The 18,874-nt window shown below is 67.3% G+C and carries 17 protein-coding genes; 10 read left to right on the plus strand and 7 right to left on the minus strand.

Going from position 1 to position 18,874, the window contains the following annotated elements; translation table 11 throughout:
- Nucleotides 1-251 precede the first annotated feature (251 nt).
- Nucleotides 252-719, plus strand: a complete 468-nt coding sequence (locus tag XARJCFBP2528_RS18570; protein ID WP_026064861.1) for an energy transducer TonB — start codon at nucleotides 252-254, stop codon at nucleotides 717-719.
- 172 nt (nucleotides 720-891) lie between these two features.
- Here XARJCFBP2528_RS18570 and aroA read toward each other — a convergent pair whose 3' ends face one another.
- The 3 genes from aroA to serC form a co-directional block, all read right to left on the minus strand.
- On the minus strand, nucleotides 892-2,205 hold the full coding sequence (gene aroA / locus XARJCFBP2528_RS18575; RefSeq protein WP_016904701.1) for a 3-phosphoshikimate 1-carboxyvinyltransferase: 1,314 nt from the start codon (nucleotides 2,203-2,205) through the stop codon (nucleotides 892-894).
- A gap of 127 nt (nucleotides 2,206-2,332) precedes the next feature.
- A complete protein-coding gene (pheA, locus tag XARJCFBP2528_RS18580) occupies nucleotides 2,333-3,535 on the minus strand; it encodes a prephenate dehydratase (RefSeq protein WP_016904700.1) in 1,203 nt (400 codons plus the stop codon).
- Between the two features lie 67 nt (nucleotides 3,536-3,602).
- On the minus strand, nucleotides 3,603-4,688 hold the full coding sequence (serC, locus tag XARJCFBP2528_RS18585) for a 3-phosphoserine/phosphohydroxythreonine transaminase (RefSeq protein ID WP_016904699.1): 1,086 nt from the start codon (nucleotides 4,686-4,688) through the stop codon (nucleotides 3,603-3,605).
- Nucleotides 4,689-4,866: 178 nt separating this feature from the next.
- Between serC and msrP the strand changes: the two genes are divergently transcribed.
- Both msrP and msrQ read left to right on the plus strand, forming a co-directional pair.
- Entirely contained in the window at nucleotides 4,867-5,835 is a 969-nt protein-coding gene (gene msrP, locus XARJCFBP2528_RS18590; RefSeq protein WP_024940184.1) for a protein-methionine-sulfoxide reductase catalytic subunit MsrP, read from the plus strand.
- A gap of 131 nt (nucleotides 5,836-5,966) precedes the next feature.
- The gene (gene msrQ / locus XARJCFBP2528_RS18595) at nucleotides 5,967-6,623 is read left to right on the plus strand and encodes a protein-methionine-sulfoxide reductase heme-binding subunit MsrQ (RefSeq protein ID WP_016904652.1); all 657 of its coding nucleotides are present in this window, start codon (nucleotides 5,967-5,969) and stop codon (nucleotides 6,621-6,623) included.
- On the opposite strand, the gene XARJCFBP2528_RS18600 is transcribed toward msrQ, so the two are convergent.
- Entirely contained in the window at nucleotides 6,565-7,374 is an 810-nt protein-coding gene (locus XARJCFBP2528_RS18600) for an FHA domain-containing protein (protein WP_016904651.1), read from the minus strand. The two genes, msrQ and XARJCFBP2528_RS18600, sit on opposite strands and share 59 nt — an antisense overlap.
- A 173-nt stretch (nucleotides 7,375-7,547) precedes the next feature.
- Here XARJCFBP2528_RS18600 and XARJCFBP2528_RS18605 point away from each other — a divergent pair, with 173 nt between their 5' ends.
- The 3 genes from XARJCFBP2528_RS18605 (at nucleotide 7,548) to XARJCFBP2528_RS18615 (ending at nucleotide 9,797) form a co-directional block, all read left to right on the plus strand.
- Nucleotides 7,548-7,823: a polyhydroxyalkanoic acid system family protein gene (locus tag XARJCFBP2528_RS18605; protein ID WP_026064847.1), complete on the plus strand. Its 276-nt coding sequence runs from the start codon at nucleotides 7,548-7,550 to the stop codon at nucleotides 7,821-7,823.
- A gap of 182 nt (nucleotides 7,824-8,005) precedes the next feature.
- Nucleotides 8,006-8,560 (plus strand): phasin family protein, encoded by a 555-nt coding sequence (locus XARJCFBP2528_RS18610; RefSeq protein WP_016904649.1) that lies wholly within the window; start codon nucleotides 8,006-8,008, stop codon nucleotides 8,558-8,560.
- Between the two features lie 232 nt (nucleotides 8,561-8,792).
- Nucleotides 8,793-9,797 carry a restriction endonuclease gene (locus tag XARJCFBP2528_RS18615; RefSeq protein WP_016904648.1) on the plus strand — a complete coding sequence of 335 codons (1,005 nt, stop codon included), beginning with the start codon at nucleotides 8,793-8,795 and terminating at the stop codon, nucleotides 9,795-9,797.
- A gap of 29 nt (nucleotides 9,798-9,826) precedes the next feature.
- Here the strand turns inward: XARJCFBP2528_RS18615 and hutC are convergent, their stop codons facing one another.
- Nucleotides 9,827-10,564 (minus strand): histidine utilization transcriptional repressor HutC, encoded by a 738-nt coding sequence (gene hutC / locus XARJCFBP2528_RS18620; RefSeq protein ID WP_016904647.1) that lies wholly within the window; start codon nucleotides 10,562-10,564, stop codon nucleotides 9,827-9,829.
- A 40-nt stretch (nucleotides 10,565-10,604) separates the two neighbouring features.
- Nucleotides 10,605-11,975 (minus strand): formimidoylglutamate deiminase, encoded by a 1,371-nt coding sequence (locus tag XARJCFBP2528_RS18625; protein ID WP_016904646.1) that lies wholly within the window; start codon nucleotides 11,973-11,975, stop codon nucleotides 10,605-10,607.
- A 60-nt stretch (nucleotides 11,976-12,035) separates the two neighbouring features.
- Here XARJCFBP2528_RS18625 and hutI point away from each other — a divergent pair, with 60 nt between their 5' ends.
- From hutI to hutU, 4 genes are all read left to right on the plus strand, one after another.
- Nucleotides 12,036-13,241 (plus strand): imidazolonepropionase, encoded by a 1,206-nt coding sequence (hutI, locus tag XARJCFBP2528_RS18630; RefSeq protein WP_016904645.1) that lies wholly within the window; start codon nucleotides 12,036-12,038, stop codon nucleotides 13,239-13,241.
- A gap of 13 nt (nucleotides 13,242-13,254) precedes the next feature.
- Nucleotides 13,255-14,796: a histidine ammonia-lyase gene (gene hutH / locus XARJCFBP2528_RS18635; RefSeq protein WP_047124979.1), complete on the plus strand. Its 1,542-nt coding sequence runs from the start codon at nucleotides 13,255-13,257 to the stop codon at nucleotides 14,794-14,796.
- 232 nt (nucleotides 14,797-15,028) lie between these two features.
- The gene (gene hutG, locus XARJCFBP2528_RS18640) at nucleotides 15,029-15,889 is read left to right on the plus strand and encodes an N-formylglutamate deformylase (protein ID WP_016905044.1); all 861 of its coding nucleotides are present in this window, start codon (nucleotides 15,029-15,031) and stop codon (nucleotides 15,887-15,889) included.
- Nucleotides 15,890-15,905: 16 nt separating this feature from the next.
- On the plus strand, nucleotides 15,906-17,573 hold the full coding sequence (gene hutU, locus XARJCFBP2528_RS18645; protein WP_047124980.1) for a urocanate hydratase: 1,668 nt from the start codon (nucleotides 15,906-15,908) through the stop codon (nucleotides 17,571-17,573).
- A gap of 151 nt (nucleotides 17,574-17,724) precedes the next feature.
- Here hutU and XARJCFBP2528_RS18650 read toward each other — a convergent pair whose 3' ends face one another.
- On the minus strand, nucleotides 17,725-18,711 hold the full coding sequence (locus XARJCFBP2528_RS18650; RefSeq protein ID WP_232618403.1) for a hypothetical protein: 987 nt from the start codon (nucleotides 18,709-18,711) through the stop codon (nucleotides 17,725-17,727).
- Between the last annotated feature and the right edge of the window lie 163 nt (nucleotides 18,712-18,874).

An 18,874-nucleotide genomic window follows, 5' to 3' on the forward strand; every position in this document is an offset into this window, starting at 1 on the left:
GAACCAGACGCTGACTCGGCTTGACCAAGCTGAATGTCTACCGCCGTTTAAACCTTCCTGAGCGCCCTGCCTTAGCTGGCCCTCAGGCAAGGCCGACCAGACTGGCCACGTCATCCCAAAGATGCGCCAGGAGGCCGGCCATGTCCTTCATCTCCAATCCTTCGTCACACCCTACCCAGGCACTGCCGCCCCGCCCCGTGCATGCGCAAGACAATGCGGGCGACGACACGGCCGACGGCGCCTCGCCATGGCTGTGGGCGACCCTGCTGGCGTTGCTGGTGGTGGTGCCGACCTGGTGGTGGGCCCGCAATAGCGATGAATCGTTTGCGACCGACACGCGCCCCGCGCCTGCGGCCAGTCGCCAGATCCTGCCGACCTCGGAGGGTCCGCGTGCGATGACCATGATCGCGCACCAACCCGCGCGCGCGGCGATCAGCACCCAAGAAGCGATTCCGCTGCCGGGCAATGCGGTGCCGAGCTACCCGTCGGACATCGCGCAGGCCGGGATCGCAGGCAGCCGCACCGCGCGACTGCAGCTGGACGTGCAAGGCCGGGTGAGCGATGTGAGCATCGTCGATCGCAGCGGCAGCAATGACCCGCGCCTGGATGCAGCGGTGATGGACAGCTTACGTCAGTGGCGTTTCAAGCCAGCCACCCGCGATGGCCACGCCGTCGTCAGCAGCGTGCAGGTGCCGGTGGAGTTCACCGCCGAGCACTGAGCGGGATCATCAACCAAGTCGGATCGCAGTGGCGCCGTGCTGGCTGTAATACGGTATCCAAGCGTTGACTGACAGGCGTTACAACGCCTTTGGTCGACCGCTCCTCATCCGAAGAGCAGTCCTCAACCAGCAAGACAACTGCCCGCCTTTCCTACTGAAGCCGTTTCACTACTCAGGCCGTTTCAAGCCCGAAACCGGCGCCCCGCGCCAGGCTGTCGAAGCCCGGGAACGAGGTTGCGACATTGGCCACGTCATTGACCCGCACGCTGCCGGTGGACAGCTGCCCGGCAATGGCAAACGCCATCGCGATGCGGTGATCGCCGTGGCTTTCGATCACGCCGCTGCCGATGCTGCCGCCGTGAATGGTGGCACCATCCGGGGTTTCGTCCACTCGCACGCCCAGCGCGCGCAGCCCGGTGGCCATGGCTGCAAGGCGGTCGGACTCCTTGACCCGCAGTTCGGCAGCGCCGGTGACCACCGTCTGCCCGGTTGCCGCAGCGGCGGCCACGAACAGCGCCGGGAATTCGTCGATCATGTCCGGCACCAGCGCTTCGGGAATCTGCGCGCCCTGCAGCGGCGCATAGCGCACGCGCAGATCCGCCACCGGCTCGCCGCCATGTTCGGCATGACGTTCTTCGGCGATATTTGCGCCCATCAGCCGCAGTGCCGCCAGCAACCCGGTGCGACGTGGATTCAGGCCCACTGCACGCAGCAGCACCTCCGAACCGGGAATGATGCTGGCTGCCACGATAAAGAACGCCGCCGACGAGAAATCGGCAGGCACCGCGATATCGGTGGCGCGCAGACGCTGACCACCGCGCAACCGCGCCTTGCCGGGCGAGAAATCGATCTCAACGCCAAACGCGGACAACATGCGCTCGGTGTAATCGCGGGTGGGATGCGGCTCGCTGACCGACGTCTCTCCCTGCGCATACAGGCCTGCCAGCAACACCGCGGATTTGACCTGCGCACTGGCCACCGGCGAGACGAAGTCGATGCCATGCAAGGTCTGGCCGCCGTGCACACGCAACGGCGGGGTGCCGTCGTCCTCGGTGTCGATGCGCGCGCCCATCTGTGCCAGCGGGCCGGTCACGCGCCGCATCGGGCGCTTGGACAGCGAGTCGTCACCCACTAGCACGCTGTCGAAGCGCTGCGCGGCCAGCAGGCCGGCGAGCAGACGCATGCCGGTGCCGGCATTGCCACAGTCCAGCGCCTGGCTAGGCGGCTGCAGGCCATCCACGCCGACGCCGTGCACGATGCGCTGCGATGCCGACGGCGTGTCGATACGCACACCGAGCTGGGCGAAAATGGCCGCGGTGGAGCGCGTGTCTTCGCCTTCGAGAAAGCCTTCGATCTGCGAGACGCCATCGGCGAGCGCGGCGAACATCACTGCGCGATGCGAGACCGACTTGTCGCCGGGGATTGCCAGGCTGCCCTGCAATGCGCTGCCCTGCCGGGCGATCCAGTGGTGTGTGCTGCTGCTCATGCGTGTGATCCGATTGCTGCGGCATCGCCCTGTGCGGCGATGCACGTTGAAGAGTGTCGTGGCGCTGCCGTCACCTCGGCCGGTGACGGCGCGCCCGTCAGGACGGCGCTGGCGTGACGCCCGGCGCTCACGGAATGGCGACCGGGTACGAGCCCAGCACCTTGATCTGCGCCGAGTGCGCTTCCAGTTCGGCCAGCGCCTGCTTCATCGCCTCGTCTTCCACATGGCCGGCCAGGTCGATGAAGAAGCCGTATTCCCACTTGGCCTGGTGCGAGGGACGCGACTCGATGCGGTTCATGCTGATGCCATGCCGCGCGAACGGGCTGAGCACGTCGAACAACGCACCCGGCTTGTCGTGGATGAACACCAGCACCGAGGTGCGGTCATGCCCGGAGGTGGGAAAGATCTGCCGGCCGATCACCAGAAAACGCGTGGTGTTGTCGTCGTCGTCTTCGATCGACTTCATGATGACTTTCTTCAAGCCATACACATGCGCGGCGCTCTCGCCGCCGATCGCCGCGGCATCCTCGGCATTGCGGGCGCGGCGTGCGCCTTCGGCATTGCTGGAGACGGCGATCTTCTCGACCTTGGGCAGGTGCGAACGCAGCCAACCGGCGGTCTGCGCAAACGACTGCGAATGCGCGTAGATACGCTCGATGTCTTCCAGCCGGCCGTTGCGCGAGAGCAGGTACTGGTGCACGCGCAGTTCGACTTCGCCGCAGATTTTCAGGTTGGAGGTCAGGAACATGTCCAGGGTGACCTGGATGGTGCCCTGGCCGGAATTTTCCACCGGCACCACGCCGAAATCGGCATTGCCCGCTTCCACTTCCTGGAACACTTCCTCGATGGTTGCCATCGGCAGGCCGACTGCCGAACGACCGAAGTGCTTGAGCACCGCCTGCTGGCTGAAGGTGCCTTCCGGGCCGAGATAGCCGATCTTCAACGGCTCCTGCTGGGCCAGGCACGCAGACATGATTTCGCGGTACACGTGCACCAGCACTTCATCGCTGAGCGGGCCTTCGTTGCGGTCCACCACCATGCGCAGTACCTGCGCCTCGCGCTCGGGCCGGTAGTAATCCACCGCTGCGGCGAGCTTGCCCTTGGCCTTGCCGACCTGGTGGGCAAAGTTGGCGCGTTCGGCGATCAATGCCTGGATGGTGCGGTCGATCTCGTCGATCTTGGCGCGCACATCGGCCAGCACCGGCGCAGCCGTGGCAGGCTTGATCGCGCGCTTGTCTGAGGCGTTGGCCGCGGACTTGGCGGCGGACTTGCCTGCCGGTTTGGTCTTGCCGCCGGTGGCGGCAGTGGGCTTGCTGGACTTGGGAGCCATCGCTCGGCATTCCTTGAAATTACGGCGCATGCGCCTGCGCGGCATGCGCCGCGGTCGAAGAGAAGACTCAGCCGTGACGCTGCTGGAAGTCGTGCATGAAGCTCGCCAGCGCCTGCGCGCCCGCCACCGGCATCGCGTTGTAGAGCGAGGCGCGAATGCCGCCGACCGCCTTGTGCCCCTTCAGCGCCAGCAGACCGGCCGCCTTGGATTCGCTGACGAACAACGCATCCAGCTGCTCGTCGGCCAGGAAGAACGGGATATTCATGCGCGAACGCACCGCCGGCTTGACCAGGTTGCGATAGAACCCGCCGGAGCCATCGATCGCGCCATACACCAGCGCGGCCTTTTCGGCGTTGCGGCGGGCGAACTCGTCCACCCCGCCCTGCTCCAGCATCCATTTCACGGTGAGTCCGAGCAGATACCAGTTCCAGGTCGGTGGCGTGTTGAGCATCGAATCGCGGGCGGCATGCGAGGCGTAGTTGAAGATGTCCGCACGCGGCTGGCCGGCGCGTTCGAGCAGGTCGCGCCGCACGATCAGTACCGAGATGCCGACCGGGCCCAGATTCTTCTGCGCGCCGGCATAGATCAGCCCGTAGCGCGAGACATCCAGCGGCTCGGAGGCGATCGACGAACTGAAATCGGCAAACAGCGGCAGCGTGCCCACTGCCGGCGTGTCGCGGAACTCGACGCCGTGGATAGTTTCGTTGGCAGTGATGTGCACGTAGGCCGAGTGCGGCGACAAGGTCCAGCCGGCCACTGGCGGAATGTCGGTGAAGCCGCCCGCCTGGCCGTCGGCGGCAATGCGCGCATCCACATAGGTGGCCGCCTGCTTGATCGCGGTCTTGCCCCAGTGGCCGGTGATCACGTAGTCGGCGGCCTGGCCGGGTGCGGCGAAATTCAGCGGCAGCAGCGCCTGGATGGTGGTGGCGCCACCGGCAGTGAACAGCACCGCGTAATCGTCGGGAATCGACAACAGGGTGCGCAGATCGGCTTCGGCCGCGGCCGCCACGGCCATGAAATCGGCGCTGCGGTGGCTGATTTCCACGATCGAGGCGCCGACGCCGTTCCACTCGACCATCTCTTCCTGCGCCTGGCGCAGGACCGATTCCGGCAATGTCGCAGGGCCGGCACTGAAATTGAACGCGCGTGTCATGGCACACCTTGTCGAGCTAGCCTTCTAGTATGCCGCAGCACACCGGCCTTGGCAGCGTTGCAGAAAAGTTGCATGTGCATCCTTCTCACCCATGGCGACGTATGGTTTGCGTAGGCCATCGGCAGCGTCATCACCATGGTCCGGTATTCTCATCAGCAGCCACTGTCAGGAGCGAGCCATGTCCCTTCGCGATGTCTTGAAGACGCCGTCCAGCGAGATCACCGATGAGGCCGTCTACCGCGACCGACGCCGGCTGCTGCAGCTGTTTGCGCTGACCCCGGCGCTGGGCGTGGCCGGCTGTGCCGAGGCCGATCCGCCGCCTCCGCCCAAGACCGTGGTGACCCCGGCGCAGGCACGCAGCGGCTTCCGTACCGCCGAGGAACTGACCCGGCTGGAAGACGTCACCAGCTACAACAACTTCTACGAGTTCGGCACCGACAAGACCGACCCGTCCAAGGCCGCCAAGACCCTGAAGCTGTCGCCGTGGTCGGTGAAGGTCAGCGGCGAATGCGAAAAGCCCGGCAGCCTGTCGCTGGACGAATTGCTCAAGGGCATCAGCGCGGAAGAGCGCATCTACCGGCTGCGCTGCGTGGAAGGCTGGTCGATGGTGATCCCGTGGACGGGCGTGCCGCTGGGCGAGGTGCTCAAGCGCTTCGCACCGACTTCCAAGGCCAAGTACGTGGCATTCACCACGCTGGCCGATCCGCAGCAGATGCCGGGCGTGCGCTACCGCTCGATCAACTGGCCGTACCGCGAGGGCCTGCGCATCGACGAAGCGATGCATCCGCTGACCCTGCTGGCCACCGGCCTGTACGGCAAGCCGCTGCCGCAGCAGAACGGCGCGCCGCTGCGGCTGGTGGTGCCGTGGAAGTACGGCTTCAAGAGCATCAAGTCGATCGTGGAAATCCGCTTTGTCGAAAAGATGCCCGAGACCGCGTGGCACGATCTGCAGCCGTCCGAGTACGGCTTCTTTTCCAACGTCAATCCGGCGGTGGATCACCCACGCTGGAGCCAGAAAACCGAGCGCCGTATCGCCGGCACCGCGAGCAAGTTGTTCGCCGAGCGCATCGCGACCAAGCCGTTCAACGGCTACGCGGACCAGGTCGCCTCGCTGTACGCGGGGATGGATCTGAAGAAGTGGTTCTAAGGCAGTGATGCCCACCGCGTAGGAGCGCACCCGGGCGCGACGGGCGTTACCAGGAATGCCCGTCGCGCCCGGGTGCGCTCCTACGATGCATGTTGATGCCCGCGCGGCATCGCTTCCTTCTTCGAGATCGTATGGCCAAGACCTCCGCATCCCTGATCGCCTCCAAGACCCTGGTGCACGTCGCCGCGCTGACGCCGATCGCCTTGCTCGGCTGGCAGTTCTGGCAGGTGTGGCAAACCGGCAGCGATGCGCTGGGCGCCGATCCGGTGGCCGAGATCGAGCACCGCACCGGGCTGTGGGCGCTGCGCTTCCTGTTGATCACCCTGGCGATCACGCCGCTGCGCCAGCTCACCGGCCAGGCGACGCTGATCCGTTTCCGGCGCATGCTCGGGCTGTACGCGTTCTTCTACGCCAGCGTGCATCTGGCGGCCTACCTGAGCCTGGATCTGCGCGGCTACTGGACGCAGATCTTCGAGGAGATCCTCAAGCGCCCCTACATCACCGTGGGCTTTGCGGCATGGCTGCTTCTGGTGCCGCTGGCGATCACCTCCACCCAGGGCTGGATGCGGCGGCTCAAGCGCAACTGGGGCCGCCTGCACATGCTGATCTACCCGATCGGGCTGCTGGCGGTGCTGCATTTCTGGTGGCTGGTGAAATCCGACATCCGCGAACCGGCGCTGTATGCCGGCATCCTGGCGGTGCTGCTGGGCTGGCGGATCTGGAAGAAACTCAGCGCGCGCCGAACCACAGCAAGGCGCTCAACGCTGCCGCCAGCAACACCGCGCTGAGCAGCAGCCATGGCCAGCGTGCGACCTTGACCGGCGCACGCGCCGGTTCGCCGGGCGCGCGTGGTGGCGGCAACGGCTCCGACTCGGGAAGGTCCCAGGTGGTGCCGTGATGGATCCGCGGCACCTCCACGACAAAGCGGTGGCGGGCATCGAACACGACCTGGTCGCCGGCCTGCAGCCAGCCGTCGCGCACCTGCACGCCATTGATCCAGCTGCCTTCTTCCGAACCCAGGTCGCGGATCAGCACGCGGTCGCCGTGGCGTTCCAGGCGCGCGTGCTGCGCGGCGAAGGCCGGGTCGTCGATGACGATATCCGCCGCCGGGTCGCTGCCGACCAGGCGTGAGCGGTCCAGCGTGAAGCTGCGCCCGTGATGGCGGCCGCCCAGCCCGCGTAACAGCAGGCAGACCTCGCTCAGGCCGGCATCGTCGTCTGCAACGTCGTTGGCCGGGGCGCTCGATGGCGCACTGCGCAACAGCATCTCCACGCCGTCGGCGTAGATCGCATCGCCGGGGCGCAACAATGCCATGCGCCGCACCGGACGTCCGTTGACGTGGATGCCGCGGATCCCGTTGGCCACCTGCAGCCACAGCCCGCGCTGGTCCAGGCAGAACTGCGCCAACAGCAACGCACCCTGCGCATCGGCAACCACCCGCACGCTGCCGGAGGCATGGCGGACGATCCGGTGGACGCCGGGCTTGAGGGAATGATCCGGCTGCTGCCGGTGGGTGAAATGAACTTGCAGATCGCGCACCCGCCGCAGCCTAGCAGGTTTGCCGCGCGCCGCGGCCAACAATGTGACCGGCGTCCGGCCGACGCAGGTACGGCACCGAGGTGCGTCGCTGCTCGGCCACACGCGCGCCGCACTTGGAGCCTGGCCCGCGCATGCGCACAATGCACGCTTCTTTCGTCTTCCCCATGGAACCCATGTCCAGCATCGATATCCGCCACGACCATGCCTTGTCGCCGGCCCAGGCCCGCGCAGCGATCGACGCGGCGGCGCGCAAGTTGACCGATCGCTATGGCGTCGCCTCGCATTGGGAAGGCGATACCTTGCGCATCGCGCGGGCCGGCGTGGATGGGGCAATCACCCTGCTGCCGCAGCAGGTACATGTCACCGCCGAGCTCGGCTTCCTGTTGTCGGCGATGCAGCCGATGGTGGAATCGGAGATCCGTCGCCTGCTGGCCGAAAAACTCGCCTGAGCATGCCGCGTCGTTGATCCGGCCTGATTGCCTGGCCAGGCCCTGACCGCGCCGGTGCTTCAGCGACAAGTCACCCGCGCGGCGCGTTGCAGGCGGATGCTCTGAGCGTGCTTCACCTGCTCGATGCAGTGCCGGGACTAGGGTGAAGGCAACGTCACTTTGGTAACCCACAGGAGCATTCCATGACGACCGGATACGATCAGAACGGCAAGCGCGACGATGCCGCGCACGGCTTCCAGGCGCAGGCAGAACAGATTTCGCGCCGGCTCGGCGAATCGGCGCAGACGGTGTGGCTAGCCGGGCTCGGTGCGCTGGGACGGGTGCAGAGCGAGGGTGGCAAGTTGTTCGATTCGCTGGTGCGCGAAGGCGCAGCCTACGAGCGCAGCGGCCAGCGCAAGGCGGCCGAAAGCGTCGATGAGCTGCGCGAAGAGGTGGAGACCCAGTTCGAGCAGGCACGCGACACTGCCGTACGCGGCTGGGACAAGCTGGGCAAGGCCTTCGACGAACGCGTCAAGGGCGTGCTGCGCACGCTCAACATCCCCGAGCAGGACGAACTGGAAAACCTGCGCCGCGAGGTGGAATCGCTCAAGGCCCAGGTGCGCGCCAATACCGCCGCGACCAAGCGCGCCAACCGCACCGCCAATCAAGCCGCACAGGCCGCCAGCAGCGACACCACCGGCGCAGGCTCGGCCAGCGGCAACTCCAGTCCTGGTAGCGCTGCGTTCGATGGTGAATAAGCCGGCTCGGCAATGTTGCAAAGCAACATGATTTTTTAGACAATCGGGAAGGACCCGCCAGTCCTGTAATACGAAGTCCGTTTGCTCCCCTCCCCTCACGGCTTCGGACTGGCGGGTCTTTCGCTATCTGGATCACGCTGCGTAGTATCGCCGCCCGCGATCCATTGACGAATCTACGGCGAAGGATTCTTCTAGGCGCACCGCTTCGTCATACGTTCCATACCTTCGCTTGATGCTCATGCCTTCCTGGACTGTGGCGCTTGTGGTTTCCCTGCTGCTGTGGGCGGTGGTGTGCGCCTATGTGTGGCTGGTGCGCCGCCGTGCCAACGAAACCAGCGAGGGCGTGCGTGCGTTGGCGTCGATGCACTGGCGCGACTTTTCCGCCGTGGTGCAGCGCGTGCTGCAGGATCAACGCGGCTGGCAACCCACTCAAGTGCCGCAGGATGGCCTGCCGACGGCCGACTTCATGATGCAGACCGAGCACGGCACGCGCCTGGTGGCCTGCAAGCACGGGCGCGGCTACCGCATCGGCGTGGCAGCGGTGAACGAGCTGGGTGCGATGGCGCGGCTGGCCGGCGCGGGCGGCGGCGTGATGGTGACCGAGGGCCGCATGGAACGCGAAGGCCTGGCGGCCGCCGAGAAGCAGTCCATCGAAGTGCTGGATGGCGTGCGTCTGTGGCCCTTGCTCAAACCGTATCTGCCGGGCGATGTGGAAACCGGCGTGGTCGGCATGGCGCGCCGTCGCGCGATCCGTCACAGCCTTATTGCCGGTGCAGCGCTGGCGACCCTGGCGCTGGTCGCGGTGCTGGCCTTGCAACCGGTGCAGCCACCTGCGCCTGCGCAGCAGGCAACGGTGGTGGCCGCCCCACGCACTACCGCAGCGGTCGCTGCAACACCTGCACCGCAGGGCACAAGCTCGCCGCAGGCAGCGCCGCCATCAGCCGCACCGCCTGCACTGACGCCACTGGCAGGCGATGCCGAACCGGATGCGGCAATCATGCAGGGCTATCAGCGCGAGGTGTCCAAGGCGCTGGCACAGACGCCCGGCCTGGTGCGCGGCATCTGGATCACCCAGGCAACGCTGGCGGTGGATCGCTCGGTTGACGATGCGGCGGCGTGGCCGTTGATCTGCCGCGAACTGCAGCGCTATCCCTACCTGCGCACCGTGCGCGTGCAACTCAATCCGCGCCCCGGCGTGGACGAGGCGGTGCGCTGGCGGCAGTGCACGACGATCTGATTCACGCATCGCCCCATGGCGTCTGAGGCTCAGCGCATTCCCGGGGCGAACCGCGCCACCAGGTCGTAGGATCCGCCCAGGAACAACTGACGCACATAGGTGACCGGCTGGTCGCCGCGCCAGGTGTGGCGGTCGATGACCAGGCAGGCCGCGCCATCGTCCACCTGCAGGCGTTCGGCTTGTGCGGCGTCCGCATTGACGGCGCTGATGCGGTGCTCGGCGCGCGTCCACGGCACGTTGCGCAACAACCAGCTGCCCGGCGCCACGTCGGTGAAAGGCTGCAGCAACGCCTCGGGCACGGTGGTGATGTCGATCACCCGCTGTTCCAGCGCGAACGGGCGGCCGTCTGCCAGGTGCACGCTTTCCAGCGCCAGCACCTTGCCGCTGCTGCCCAGGGCGCGCTCCTGCGGCACGCGCAGGCGCGGGCTGCGCAGTCGGCGCGACAACAGCGCGAACCGGTAGACGTGGCCGCGCGCGGTCATCTCCACTTCGATGTCGGGGATCGACAACGCGACCTGCTCCAGGTGCGGATGCGGGCGCGCCACGAACGAGCCGGTGCGGCGACGACGTTCGATCATGCCGGCATCGGCAAGCAGGCCGAGCACCTTGTTCACGGTCATGCGCGAGCAGCCGTATTGCGCCATCAGCTCGTGCTCGGACGGCACACGGTGACCGGGCGGCCAGTCGCCACTGTGGATGCGGCGTTCCAGATCCTGCCGGATGCGTTGATGCAGGGTGCCGGGCGCGGCGATGGGGGTGGCGGTCAAAACAGGTCTCCGGTCAGACCCGCATTGTGCGCGCATCCGCTCATTTGCTCAGCAGCGATCGCAGAACCCCGGCAAAACGCGCGGCAATCCGCGCGCGATCCACATGGCGCCCGTCGCGCACCACCGGTTGCCCGGCGCGCCAGACGGTGCGCACCGCACCGCCGCGCGCGGCGAACAGCCAACTGTCCAGCAGCGCATCGTCGTTGCGCGCCAGCAGCGCCGGATGGGTCGGGTCCAGTTCGAGCAGATCGGCCGATGCGCCGACCCGGATGCCGCTGCGCGCAATGCCCAGGGCCTGCGCCGCACCCTCGCCTGCCTGCTCGAACAACCAACGCCCGCTGGAGGCGCCCGCCTGCGCCAGCACATTGCGTGCCTGCAGCTGCAGACGCTGGCCGTATTCGAGTAGGCGCAGTTCTTCGGCCGCGTCAATCAACACATTCGAATCCGAGCCCACGCCAAAGCGCCCGCCCGCAGCGGCAAATGCCTGCATCGGGAACAAGCCGTCGCCCAGATTCGCCTCGGTGATCGGGCACAGCCCGACCACCGCGCCGCTGTCGACGATGCCCTGCAGCTCGCTCGCGTCCACATGCGTGGCATGCACCAGGCACCAGCGCGCATCCACCGGTGCGTTGGCCAGCAGCCACTGCAGCGGGCGCTGGCCGGACCAGGCCAGGCAGGCCTGGACCTCGCGCTGCTGCTCGGCGATATGGATGTGGATCGGCCCATCGGTGAGTGGCACCAGCGCAGCCAACTGCTCCGGCGTGACCGCGCGCAGGCTGTGTGGCGCCAGCCCGAGCACGGCATCCGGCAATACCTTGAGGCTGCCCTTGCAGTCGTCCAGCAACCGCGCGAAGCCGTCGATGTCGTGGATCAAACGACGCTGCGCTGCGCTGGGCGCCACGCCACCGAAATCCGCATGCGCATAGAACACCGGCAACAGCGTCAGCCCGATGCCGGTGTTGGCGGCGGCAGCGGCGATGCGCCCGGACATTTCGCCGGCCTGCGCATACGCCGCGCCGCCGGGGCTGTGGTGCAAATAATGGAATTCGCCAACGCGGGTGAAGCCGCTTTCAAGCATTTCCACATAGGCCTGTTCGGCGATCGCCTGCAGGCTGTCCGGATCGAGCCGGTCAACGAAGCGGTACATCAACTCACGCCAGCTCCAGAAACTGTCGCCGCTGCGCCCGCCCACTTCGGTCAGACCGGCCATGCCGCGCTGGAATGCGTGGCTATGCAGGTTGCCCAGCCCGGGCAGCAGCCGCTCGACCCGGTTGTCGTCGGCGGCAGGCGTGGCGCCGGGCTGCACCGAGGCGATGCGCCCCTGCGCCAGCGTGATCCGCACGTCGCCCGCCCAGCCATCGGGCAGGAGAGCCCGCGCCGCCCACAACGCCTGCACCTGTTGGTCTGCCACTGGACACCCTCGATTGCCGGTTCTATTGTATATACATATCAGACACCACGAGCCTGCGCCATGCATTGCGACGTCCTCTGGCACAACGCACAGCTGATGACCCTGGACGCAGCCGATGGTGGCCTGGGCATCGTGGACGATGGCGTTCTGGCCTGCCAGGACGGCCGCATCACCTATGCCGGCCCGGCCGCGCAGGCCCCGGCGCTGACACCGGACGTTGCGCACGATTGCCGGCGCCGCTGGATCAGCCCCGGCCTGATCGATTGCCATACCCATCTGGTGTATGCAGGCAATCGTGCCAACGAATTCGAGCAACGCCTGCGCGGTGCCAGTTATGCCGAGATTGCCGCAGCCGGCGGCGGCATCGTGGCCACGGTGCGCGCCACCCGCGCCGCCGACGACGCAGCGCTGCTGGCCGCCAGCCTGCCGCGCCTGGACGCCATGCTCGCCGAAGGCGTGACCACGCTGGAAATCAAATCCGGCTACGGGCTGACGCTGGAGGACGAGACCAAGCAGCTGCGCGTGGCACGTCAGCTCGCTGCGTTGCGCAAGGTCGAAGTGGTACCGACCTTCCTCGGTGCGCATGCGGTGCCACCGGGCGGCGATGCGCAGAGCTATATCGACGCCGTCTGCACGCAGATGATTCCGGCGATCGCCGCGCAAGGGCTTGCCGAGGCGGTGGACGTGTTCTGCGAGCATCTGGCGTTCTCGCCCGCGCAGGCCGAACAGGTCTTCCGCGCCGCGCAGGCACACGGCCTGGACATCAAGATCCATGCCGAGCAACTGAGCAATCAGCATGGTGCGCAACTGGCCGCACGCCATGGCGCGTTGTCGGCCGACCACATCGAATACCTGGATGACGCCGGCATTGCCGCAATGGCCGGCGCCGGCACCGTCGCGGTGCTGTTGCCGGGCGCGTTCTATTTCACCCGCGACACCCAGCTGCCGCCGATCGCGGCGTTGCGCGCCGCCGGCGTGCCGCTGGCCCTGGCCACCGACTGCAATCCGGGCACCTCGCCGCTGACCAGCCCGCTGCTGGCGATGAACATGGCCGCCACGCTGTTCCGCATGACCGTGGACGAATGCATCGCCGGGTTCACCCGCGAAGCCGCACGCGCGCTCGGGCGCGGCGAGCGACTCGGCCGGCTGCGCGCCGGCCTGCATTGCGACCTGGCGATCTGGGACATCGATGCGCCAGCCGACCTGGTCTACCGCATGGGCTTCAACCCTCTTCATGCCCGCGTCTGGCGCGGGCATTCCTGCTGAATCCGGAGTCGTCATGAGTGCTTCTATTGTCTTGCAGCCCGGCCAGGTCACGCTGGCGCAGTGGCGTGCGCTGTATCGCGGCGCCGACGTCGTGCTGGACGACGCCTGCGCGGCCGCGGTGCTGCGCAGCGCGCAGACGGTGGAGGCCATCGTGGCGCGCGGCGAGCCGGTGTATGGCGTCAATACCGGCTTCGGCAAGCTGGCCAGCGTGCGCATCGAACGCGAGGACCTGCAGACCCTGCAGCGCAATATCGTGCTCTCGCACGCCGCTGGCGTCGGCGAGCCCACCCCGGTGCCGGTGGTGCGGCTGATGATGGCGCTCAAGCTCACCAGCCTGGCCCAGGGTGCTTCCGGGGTGCAGCCGCAGACGCTGGCGTTGCTGGACGCGATGCTGCGCCTGGGCATCACGCCGGTGGTGCCGTGCCAGGGCTCGGTCGGTGCCTCGGGCGATCTGGCACCGCTGTCGCACCTGGCCGCGGTGATGATCGGCGTCGGCGAAGCCTTCGTCGGCGGGCAACGCCTGCCTGCCGCCGACGCGCTGGCGCAGGCGCAGCTGCAGCCGCGCGTGCTGGGCGCCAAGGAAGGCCTGGCGCTGCTCAACGGCACCCAGTTCTCCACCGCCTGCGCCTTGGCCGGCCTGTTCGAGATCGAAACCGTGTTGCAGGCCGCGTTGGTCACCGGCGCGCTGTCGGTGGAAGCGGCCAAGGGCTCGGACACGCCGTTCGATGCGCGCATCCATGCCTTGCGCGGCCAGCCGGGGCAGATCGCCACCGCTGCCGCGCTGCGCGCGCTGATGGCTGATTCGAGCATCCGCGAATCGCACCGGCTCGGCGATGTGCGCGTGCAGGATCCGTACTGCCTGCGCTGCCAGCCGCAGGTGATGGGCGCGGCGCTGGACATCATGCGTCAGGCCGCACGCACGCTGGAGATCGAGGCCAATGGTGTCTCGGATAACCCGCTGGTGTTCAGCGATACCGGCGAGGCCTTGTCCGGCGGCAACTTCCACGCCGAGCCGGTGGCCTTCGCCGCCGACATGCTGGCGATGGCGGTCTGCGAAATCGGCTCGATCAGCGAACGCCGCACCGCGATGCTGGTCGACCCGGCCTTGTCGGGCCTGCCGGCGTTCCTCACCCCGCGCCCGGGCCTGAATTCCGGTTTCATGATTCCGCAGGTCACCGCTGCGGCCCTGGTGTCGGAAAACAAGCAGCGCGCGTATCCGGCCAGTGTCGATTCGATCCCGACCTCGGCCAATCAGGAAGATCATGTGTCGATGGCCGCACATGGCGCGCGGCGTCTGCTGGCGATGGCCGAGAACGCCGCGCACGTGATCGGCATCGAACTGCTGGCGGCCGTACAAGGCTGCGACTTCCATGCGCCGCTGCGCTCCAGCGCCGCGCTGGAAGCGGCACGCGCCCTGCTGCGCGCGCAGGTGCCGACCCTGCAGGACGACCGCTATTTCCACCCCGACATGCTGGCGGCCAGTGCGTTGGTGCGTTCGGGCGCGCTCGCGCAGGCGGTCGCCATTGCCTTGCCAGGCGTGGAGCAGCACGCATGACGCGCCACTTCGCAGCTGCTGGAATGAGCTCGGCAGCGTGGTGTTCGCGCGTGCAAAGTCTCGCGTCACTGCCGAGCGCGCATCTGCGCGATGACCATGCACTGCGGGCGATACGCGCGCGCGGACTGCTTGCGCGTCAGGCCGTGCTGCGCGCTTGCGCGCCGCGTGCCGACCGGATGCAGGCGCGACATCGTCGCGTCTTGACGATCGCACCAGCACAAGGCGCACCGCGATGAGCGCCCTGCCCTGGCTCGAGATCCACCGCGGCGATGCGCCGTTGATCCTCAGCTTCCCGCATACCGGCACCGAGCTGCCCGAGGAGATGGTCGACCAGTTCGTCTCGCCCTGGCTGGCACGCCGCGATGCCGATTGGTGGGTGCATCAGCTGTACGACTTTGCGCAATCGCTCGGCGCCACCACCGTGCGCACCGCGATCTCGCGCTCGGTGATCGACGTCAACCGCGATCCAAGCGGAGCGTCCCTGTACCCGGGCCAGAACACCACCGGCCTGTGTCCGCTGACCACCTTCGACAACCAGCCGCTGTATGCCGACGGCGCCGAGCCCGACCAAGCGCAGATCGCCTGGCGCCGCACGCAGTGGTTCGACCCCTATCACGCTGCGCTCGCAGCCGAGATCGCGCGCCTGCGCACGCAGCACGCCAGCATCGTGGTCTACGACGCGCATTCGATCCGCTCGCATATTCCGCATCTGTTCGATGGCGAGCTGCCGCAGTTCAACATCGGCAGCAACGACGACCGCAGTTGCGATCCGGCCCTGGCCGATGCCGTGGAGCAGCTGTGCCGCAGCAGCGGCTCGAGCACCGTGCGCAACGGGCGCTTCAAGGGCGGCTGGATCACCCGCCATTACGCGCAGCCCGGGCATGGCGTGCATACGCTGCAGATGGAGCTGGCGTGCCGCGGCTATATGCGCGAGCCGGACGCCATCACCCCGCAGAACTGGCCCACGCCCTGGCTCCCCGCACATGCGGTCGCACTGCGCGCGGTGCTGCGCCACGTGCTGCTGGCCTGCCTGCAGTTTGCCAATACCACCGCTCACTCCTCCGCCACCACGCCGCCTGCGGCGCACCGTTGATTGCAAGGAAACCGGCATGACCCGTCACGATGCAACCCGCGTCATCCGCGCCGCCACCGGCACCACGCTCACCGCAAAAAGCTGGCTCACCGAAGCGCCACTGCGCATGCTGATGAACAACCTGGACCCGGACGTGGCCGAACGCCCGCAGGAACTGGTGGTCTATGGCGGCATCGGCCGCGCCGCGCGCGACTGGGAATCCTTCGATGCGATCGTCGCCGCGCTGACCCGCCTGGACGACGACCAGACCCTGCTGGTGCAGTCCGGCAAGCCGGTGGGCGTGTTCCGCACGCATGCCGATGCGCCGCGCGTGCTGATCGCCAACTCCAACCTGGTGCCGCGCTGGGCCAGCTGGGAGCATTTCAACGAACTCGATCGCAAGGGTCTGGCGATGTACGGCCAGATGACCGCCGGCAGTTGGATCTACATCGGCGCGCAAGGCATCGTGCAAGGCACCTACGAAACCTTCGTGGAAATGGGCCGCCAGCATTATGGCGGCAGCCTGGCCGGCAAGTGGCTGTTTACCGGTGGCCTGGGCGGCATGGGCGGCGCGCAGCCGCTGGCCGCAGTGATGGCCGGCGCCTCGTGCCTGGCGGTGGAATGCCGCCGTTCCAGCATCGACATGCGCCTGCGCACCGGCTACCTGGACACCTGGACCGACGACCTGGACGAAGCGCTGCGCCTGATCGAGGAATCGTGCACGGCGAAGAAACCGCTGTCGGTCGGTCTGCTCGGCAATGTCGCAGACGTGCTGGACGAGCTGCTGCTACGTGGAGTCAAGCCGGACCTGCTGACCGACCAGACCTCCGCGCACGACCCGATCAACGGCTACCTGCCGCAGGGCTGGACGGTGGAGGAATGGGACGCGAAACGCGTGAGCGCGCCGAAGGAGGTGGAAGCGGCCGCGCGCGACTCGATGGCCAACCACATCCGCGCCATGCTCACCTTCCACGCACTCGGCGTGCCCACCGTCGATTACGGCAACAACCTGCGCCAGATGGCGCTGGAGGCCGGCGTCGACAATGCGTTCGATTTCCCCGGCTTCGTGCCCGCCTACATCCGGCCGCTGTTCTGCCGCGGTATCGGCCCGTTCCGCTGGGTCGCGCTCAGTGGCGATCCCGACGACATCGCCAAGACCGATGCCAAGGTCAAGGAGCTCATTCCCGACGATGCGCATCTGCATCGCTGGCTGGACATGGCTGCCGAAAAGATCGCCTTCCAGGGCCTGCCTGCGCGGATCTGCTGGGTCGGTCTGGGCGACCGCCATCGGCTCGGCCTGGCCTTCAATGCGATGGTGCGCAGTGGTGAACTGAAGGCGCCGGTGGTGATCGGCCGCGATCATCTGGATTCGGGCAGCGTCGCCTCGCCCAACCGCGAGACCGAGGCCATGGCCGATGGCTCGGATGCGGTCTCCGACTGGCCGCTGCTCAATGCCCTGCTCAACACCGCGTCCGGTGCGACCTGGGTGTCGCTGCATCATGGCGGCGGCGTCGGCATGGGCTTCTCGCAGCACGCCGGCATGGTCATCGTCTGCGATGGCAGCGAGGCGGCCGACAGACGCCTGGAGCGCGTGCTCTGGAACGACCCGGCCACCGGCGTGATGCGCCACGCCGATGCCGGCTACGCCATCGCCACCGACTGCGCTAAGGAAAAAGGCCTGGATTTGCCGGGCATTCTCGGCTGAGGATTCTCGGCCTCAGCTGTTTCGCCGACCGCGTGCACGCCGTACGCGGTCGGCATGCGGCACGCGGACATCACCGGTTGTGGGCGCAGCGTCCGCAGCAGGTGACGACTATCGGCTGCCCGCGATTGGCCGCTCTCAGCTCCACGACGGTCTACTTGCAGGCCGATGCAGCAGCGGCCAGCAATGCGTTGTCATCGAGCACCGGTGCCGCACCGCTTGCTGGGTAGGCCGCTGCGATCGCCTTCGCCGCGCGATCGGCGTCCGCCTGGATATACCACTGCGACGACGGCGGCAGCGTACGCCCGCGCACCGTCTGCTCGAATCGATACTGTCCCCAGTAGATCGCCAACGGCTCTTCCAGCGCGTTGAGCGGGTTACGCAAGGTGGCCGCACCCGGACACAGCCGCACGAAGTTGGCTGCGAGCATGCGTTTGCGCGCCGAGGGCTGCCCCGCAGACAGGTAGTGACTCAACTCATGCAACACGATCGGCGCCCAGTCCATCGAGGCCGTGCCGGCACGCGCATCATGCTGCGAATACAGCAGCATGGTGCGTCCGCGCACCTTGGCCTGGGTGGTGTCCGGCTCCGGCCACCAGACGAATCTTGCCTGGAACACCGCAGGCTCCGGCACCGCAAAGAACGCCCGCATCTGCGCTGCCAACCGCGAAACGGCGGGGTTGGACAGTTCCTCGCCCAGCTCGCGTGCCTGTTGCTCGAAACGCGGTGCAACGGCGACCAGGCGCCTGGCGCGCGGAACGAAGCGGGCAAAATACGCGCGCAGCATCGCCTGGTCGTCTGCCGACTGCTCGGCAATGGCGGCGTCCGCTGACGCCTCGAATCCGGCATTCCCGAGGAAATGCCGGGAGAAAGGATCCACCTCACGGGTGGCATCTGGCGCAAACACGCGGTCGAGCACCTCCAGATCGTCGTCCTTTGCCAGCCCAGAGGTGCGCCGACGGAAAGCTGCGTAGGCCACAAGCGCTGCACGATCGGCCGGGTCCAGCCCGCCGTGGGTTTCGAAATAGCTGCGATAGACGGGCGCCGTATAGCCCGGCAACCAGTCCGACAGGTTATCCAGCAGGTTGAACAGGTCCGTGGCCTCGCTGTAACCCACCTGCACGGGTGACGATGACGACACGGCTGGCGCGGCATGCGCGGTGGCACACATCACGACCCAGATCAGTCCGGCTGAGCGGATGCGCCGCAGCATTGGAGGCCAGCGATCGATCCATCTACGCATGCAAGGCTCCGGGCTGGCGAGTGCGCTGATTCGAGCATGCCGGGATACCGCCCGCCACGTG

Origin of the sequence: Xanthomonas arboricola pv. juglandis, from assembly GCF_001013475.1 — a bacterium.
GTDB classification, from domain to species: Bacteria; Pseudomonadota; Gammaproteobacteria; order Xanthomonadales; family Xanthomonadaceae; genus Xanthomonas; species Xanthomonas arboricola.